The organism is Legionella tunisiensis (assembly GCF_000308315.1).
Lineage (GTDB): Bacteria > Pseudomonadota > Gammaproteobacteria > Legionellales > Legionellaceae > Tatlockia > Tatlockia tunisiensis.
In genome coordinates this window covers 1-6,396 of record NZ_CALJ01000216.1, presented here as the reverse complement: position 1 = coordinate 6,396, position 6,396 = coordinate 1, and the positions used below count along the sequence as shown (strand labels likewise).

The following is a 6,396-nucleotide window of genomic DNA, read 5'->3' as shown; positions in this document are numbered from 1 at the left end:
AAATAAATCGTATTTTTCGCGAATTTACTGATTTAGTCGAGCCCTTATCACTTGATGAAGCTTATCTTGATGTGACTGATTCTGTGGATTATCAAGGCAGCGCAACCTGGATAGCGCAGGCAATTCGAAGTAAAATCTTGCAATTGGAAAAATTACTGCTTCGGCAGGCGTAGCACCTAATAAATTTCTGGCAAAAATAGCCAGTGCCTGGCATAAGCCAAATGGTTTATTTGTTATTGCCCCAGAACAGATTGATGCATTTATTAAGTCTTTACCAATTGACAAATTGTTTGGGGTCGGCAAGATCACAGCGCAAAAGCTTAACGGGCTAGGTATCATTACTTGTGCTGATGCGCAAAGTCTATCTTTGCCATTCTTGACTCAACAGTTCGGTAAATTTGGAGTCCACTTGTATAATCAATCCCGGGGTATTGATAATCGACCCGTTGAGCCCAATAGAATAAGAAAATCATTAAGTGTAGAAACAACGCTTGAACAAGATACCAGTGACTATGAACATTGCATGGAGATAATTCATCAATTGCATTCCGGTCTTATAAGAAGAATTCAAACATCTGCCCCTAATCGTTCAATTAAAACGCAATTTATTAAAATAAATTTAGTGATTTTAAGCAGGCTACAGCCGAAGTAAAAGTGAGCAACTTGCTTTAAAATGCTATAAAGACTTGTTCCAAAAAATTTATGTTAACCAGAATCAAGCTATTAGGTTGTTGGGATTAGGCGTGCAGTTTTATCCTGTAAGTGATACGGTTTCTTATGTACAACAAAATCTATTTGGAGATGATTTTACGCATTTTGCGAGATAATATACGGTGGGCGATATACAAACAGGATCCTATCTTTATAGTGAGCTCGCATTAATTACTTACTTGAATTTCAATATCGCGCGCATCTGACAAGCCATGATCATCAACTACACGGACAACAAATTTCCCTGCTTTGGCTTGCCATAAGAAAGGTTGATCGGCAGGGGTCTTTGCCAAATAGGTTTCATTAATAAACCAATACAGTGTTTCTACACCGGCATCAGTTACTGCGGTAAGTGGGATTTGTGTTTTTTCGGACGCGTTAGCACGAAGGATATAACTTAACCCTGTTTGAGGTGAGGTAATCTGCGGGCTTAAACCTGGATGCCCTTGCGGTGAGCAACTGGGATCAAAAAAGGTGGTGTACGTCGCTGAATACCGGCTTGTTTGAAAATTCTAAGTAAATCTGAAGGCCAGAACTCATAGATTTCAAAGCGCGTATTTTCATCGAAATGACAGGTACGCAAACCAGTATTTTTATCGATAGCAATCTCACGGTAAATCGTGTCTGATTTAATGGGAGATTTTCCCGGGATAAACCAAGTCATTTCTGTATCATAGCAATAACGGGTAGGCAACATTCCAGAAGCTTTACAAACTTCAACTTGAGTTAGATGCATACTTTCAGGACGTTTTTCTACAATTGGTATCGGGCCTCTTTCATGCTTAATTGCATCAATCAGCTCAAAAAATAAAGGTGCTGCTATATTTTTTCCAACGAAAGCAGGATTGCTTTTATTATCAAAATTGCCAATCCATACTGTTAAAACATAGGGGCCAAAGATCCCCACTGACCAGGCATCTCGATAGCCTGAAGAGGTCCCTGTTTTCCATGCAACAGCTGTTTTATGGTTGGTTGATGCATAAACAGCCTCAGGTCTTGGAGTGTCTTTTAACATGTCTAATACTAAGAAACTTGCTTCTGGACTTAGCAGACGTTTACCAGGAAGCATGGGTTCATCTTCCCGCATCCGCAAAGGGTGCCAAAGTCCATCATTCACTAACATGGCATACAAGCTTGTGAGTTCACGCATGGTTAATTCAACACCACCGAGACTTAACGCCAGGCCATAGTAGGATTCTGACTTCAAATTAGTTACACGCGCTTTTTCTAGTAGTTCATGGAGAGTAGGATGACTCAACTGACTAGCAAGATAAATGGCTGGTATATTACGGCTAAGAATTAAAGCGTCTTTTGCTTTGATCGGACCCATAAAATCATAATCAAAATTCTCTGGGTTATAACCGCTAAAACTATGAGGCACATCTTTTAACACTGTGTTAGGGTGAATTAAACCTTGATCAAGTGCTAAACCATAAATGAAAGGTTTTAAAGTAGAGCCTGGCGACCGCTTGGTTTCTGTACCATTAATTTGTCCACTAATCGCTTTATTAAAAAAATTGGCAGAGCCTACCAATCCTTTGATGCTCATATCACGGCTATCAACTAATAAAATAGCTGCATTATAGGCACCGACTCCTTTTTTTCGCGCTAAATAATGACGGGTAATGCGCTCCAAAATAGCTTGTATGCGTATATCTAGAGTGGTTGTTATCTCTTGTTGTTTAGGAGAAAAATTATTCAAGATAGTATTGACTAAATGAGGCGCAGCAAATGGCAAAGAGTGGACATTTTGTATTGCTAATGGCAAATCAATAGTCGATTTTTTATTCTCATCCTCTGGATGTTTGATCAGCCAACGGCTAAAGAGTTTATCGCGAATTTGCTTAAAATTTTTATTTTGAGCGGTTCGTTGCGTTGGGTTTTGCGGAATAATACTTAAGGTTAATGCTTCGGGTAAACTAATAGTATTAACTGGTTTAGCGAAATAAATTAAGCTTGCAGCCCCAACCCCTTCGACGTTACCGCCATATGGAGCAAGATTCAAATAGGCTTCCAAAATTTCATCTTTGCTGTAATGCATTTCTAGCTGTAGCGCGCGGATAATTTGCCAAATTTTTCCAGAGAATTTTTTGAATTAATGCCAAATCGAAGACGTGCGACTTGCATGGTGATGGTTGAGGCGCCAATTCGGCGTGATTTGATGATATAGGTTTGCCAACCTGCTTTGAGCATTGCAAAAGGATTAATCCCACAATGCCAGCGGTAATATTGATCTTCTTGTAATAATGTGGCTTCGACTAGCTGCTTGGAGATTTTGTTTAAAGGGGTAAACAAGCGGTATTTATCGTCAAGACTGAGAGTCAGGCGTAGTAAATGTTGTTGCTCATCATATACTGCGGTGGAAAAACTTACACCAGTTAATAAAGCGGGTTTAGGTGAAAAAATAGTATTCCCCATCCACTGACAAAAACAAAACTAGTATTATGCTAGAAACTTTAAAAACTTCTTCATAGTGAGCGTTACTATACAGCATGAAGAGGGTAATAGGTGTCGTTTTGCATGTTAATTACATCAAATTGCGGTGAAATTGCATTAAAAATCGGATAACTATCTAATATAGTTAGCTACCCTATGGCATAATATACCTTCCTGTCAAGTTGGATTATATATGAACAAAAAACCGTTTACTAAGTTAGGTGCCGCGATCGGTTCTTTTTTGCTCTTATACTAGGTAAGTTCAACTGGAATAGTCCTCCTTGGCTGACTTTCCTACAGCGTAAAGCTGCCTCAAACCCAAAACAATTTTGGGGGATTGCGAGCGCTGCGTTGATAGTACTTATTGGTTTAGGCTATGGTTATTATTGGTACAAAAATCAGCCACAACCTCAGTTAGTTACTGCTGCAATTACAGCACCTAAAATTACACCTTTGACTGAGGAAGAAACGCTGGTTCCAGATAACTTAACCATTGATTTTGGTTTCAAGGAGGTACAGGATAATTTTGTCACACAATCGGTGGCACCGCTTCAATTGATTGGTAAAGAAGTTCCAGAGGGCATTGAATTATCACCCGCTATGCCTGGAAAATGGCGATGGGAGAGTGATAGTCGTTTAGTATTTACACCTGATCAGGATTGGCCGGCCGGGCAAACCTACGATATTCATTTTGTCAAACATGCTTTTGCAGCGACAGCGAAAATGGAGCGTTTCGACTATTCTTTTTCTACCGAGCCTTTCCAGGCCAAGATTACTGAGCTTAAGTTTTATCAGGATCCTGTTGACGCTAAAACTCGGCAAGTAATTGCCACTATTCATTTTAATTTTCCAGTGGATCCCACTAGTTTTGAGCGTAAAACATCTCTGATGCTTGAAGCTATGAAAAAAGATCAATTGGATTTGGGGGCCCAAAAATATAAATTTACAGTGAATTATGACAAGTTTAAGCGCACTGCTTATTTGCATTCTGAAAACTTATCATTACCGGAGGTATCGCGTTATCTATTATTAACTATTGATAAAGGAGTTAAATCCGCAACCGATTCTGCTGAAACAAATGAGACAGTTGTCCAAAAATCTTTTAATTCCTGATAGTGGTAATTATTTCAAAGTCAGTACAGCTTCCGCTTCTATCATTCGTAATGAACAGGATAGACCGGAACAAGTGTTAACTGTGGAGACAACTTTAGGGGTTACGGACGCTGAAATTAATAAATCTTTACATGTTTATTTATTACCAGAAAATTATCCAGCTACGGCGGCAGAAGAGGAAAAGAAAAATTATGAATGGCAAAATCCAGGCGAAGTAACGGCCACTATTTTGGCACTTTCAACAGCATTGCCTATGCAGGCTATTCCAGCAGACAGGAATTATGCGACCTTGCATAGTTACAAATTTAATGCTCAAACTCCACGCTATATTTATCTTAAGTTGGATAAAGGTGTTCGTGCTTTTGGTGATTTTGTTTTAACGAATGATTATGCCGCAGTTATTAAAGTACCTGAATACCCGAAGGAAATTAGTTTTCTTCATAAAGGTGCTTTACTTGCTTTAGGTGGCGAGAAAAAATTGTCTGTCACTATTCGAGGTTTGCCCGCAGTTAAATTTTCTATTGCGCGGGTGCTGCCAGATAATATCAATCAGTTGGTGACACAAACACAAGGCGATTTCAATAACCCTTACTTTATTAATCAAAGCTTTAATCAACAAAATATCAGTGAAATTTTCTCTGAGATCAGGCAGTTTGATGCGACTGATTTAACAAAGCAGCAATATACAGCTTTGGATTTAACCAAATATCTTTCTACGAGCATGAATACTGGCGGGCCACAGGGCTTATTTCTTTTGCAAGCTACAGGCTGGGATGTTGCACAACAACAGTCTTTGGATGTTAAAACGAGTCGACTGGTTTTAATCACGGATTTGGGCTTGGTAGTCAAAGATAACAATGATGGTAGCCATGATGTATTCGTACAATCAATTACTCAAGGCGTGCCCGTTGCCAATGCCAATGTTACTATTTTGGGTAAAAATGGTCTTCCTATTTTGACGCGTACAACAGATGTACAAGGCCGCGCCAATTTTCCAGCCTTGAAGGATTTTATTGAAGACCGTGAGCCTACTGTGTATCTTGCCAGTTTTGGTAGCGACGTTTCCTTTATTCCTTATTCCAACTACAATCGCCAATTAAATTATTCACGCTATGATATTGGCGGTATCTATAACAATAATCAAGAATTACATAGTTTAAGTGCTTATTTATTTTCAGATCGCGGTATCTACCGTCCTGGTGATAGAGTGCATTTAGGGATGATTGTAAAGCAAATTTATGCTCAGCCGCAGCCTGCTGGTTTACCACTTCAGGCAACAGTCATTGATCCGCGCGGCACTACAATCCAAGATCAAAAATTAACACTGGATGCAAGTGGGTATTTAAGTTTGGATTTTCAGACGAATGCGACCTCACCAACAGGACAATACCTGATCAATCTTTATATCGTTAAAGATGATCATCCTGATAGTTTGCTTGGTTCAACAACGGTTCGTGTTGCTGAATTTTTTACCGGATCGTATGCGTATCAATTCACATCTATCGCCAGAAGACGCACAAGGGTGGGTTTCTCCCACAGGACTTATTGCAAAAGTAAGTTTATGGAGTTTGTATGGTGCGCCCGCAGTTGATAGAAAAATAGCTGCAAAAATTTTGTTAACTCCTCAGCGCATCCAATTTGATAAATACCCTGACTACGTTTTTGCTGATCCCCTTCTTGATCCCAAAAGGCCACCGAAAGTATTTACTGATAACTTGGCTACAACGACCACAGACGATAAAGGTCAAGCCCAATTTGATTTGAATTTGGAGCGTTTTTGATAAGGCGACCTATCAACTGACTTTTTTTGCGGAAGGCTTTGAAGCTGAAGGTGGTCGTAGTGTTACGACACAATCTACGGCATTAGTCAGTCCACTTCCTTATTTTATTGGTTATAAACCAGATGGCGATTTAGCATACATCAAGCAGAATAGCCAACGTAGTGTGAATTTCATTGCTATTAATCCGCAATTAAATCAACAGGCAGTCAAAGAGTTAAAAATACAGCTCGTTGCTTTACATCCTGTATCTACTCTAGTTAAGAAATCAGATGGAACTTATCAATATCAATCCATTATTCAAGCAACAGTGCTCCGTACCAAGCCGTTTACTGTTGATGAGCAGGGCAGTAATTAC

At 39.4% G+C, this 6,396-nt stretch carries 2 protein-coding genes and 2 pseudogenes; 3 read left to right on the top strand and 1 reads right to left on the bottom strand.

The window, feature by feature from the left end; genetic code table 11:
* Positions 1 to 2 precede the first annotated feature (2 nt).
* Positions 3 to 173 carry a Y-family DNA polymerase gene (locus tag BN58_RS37845; RefSeq protein WP_408605490.1) on the top strand — a complete coding sequence of 57 codons (171 nt, stop codon included), beginning with the start codon at positions 3 to 5 and terminating at the stop codon, positions 171 to 173.
* 113 nt (positions 174 to 286) lie between these two features.
* Positions 287 to 652 carry a DNA polymerase thumb domain-containing protein gene (locus BN58_RS31810; RefSeq protein ID WP_026069458.1) on the top strand — a complete coding sequence of 122 codons (366 nt, stop codon included), beginning with the start codon at positions 287 to 289 and terminating at the stop codon, positions 650 to 652.
* 226 nt (positions 653 to 878) lie between these two features.
* On the opposite strand, the pseudogene pbpC reads toward BN58_RS31810, so the two are convergent.
* Positions 879 to 3,205 (bottom strand): annotated as a pseudogene (gene pbpC, locus BN58_RS25130) (penicillin-binding protein 1C).
* A gap of 135 nt (positions 3,206 to 3,340) precedes the next feature.
* Between pbpC and BN58_RS37065 the strand changes: the two are divergent.
* Positions 3,341 to 6,396 (top strand): annotated as a pseudogene (locus BN58_RS37065) (MG2 domain-containing protein); the annotation flags it as partial.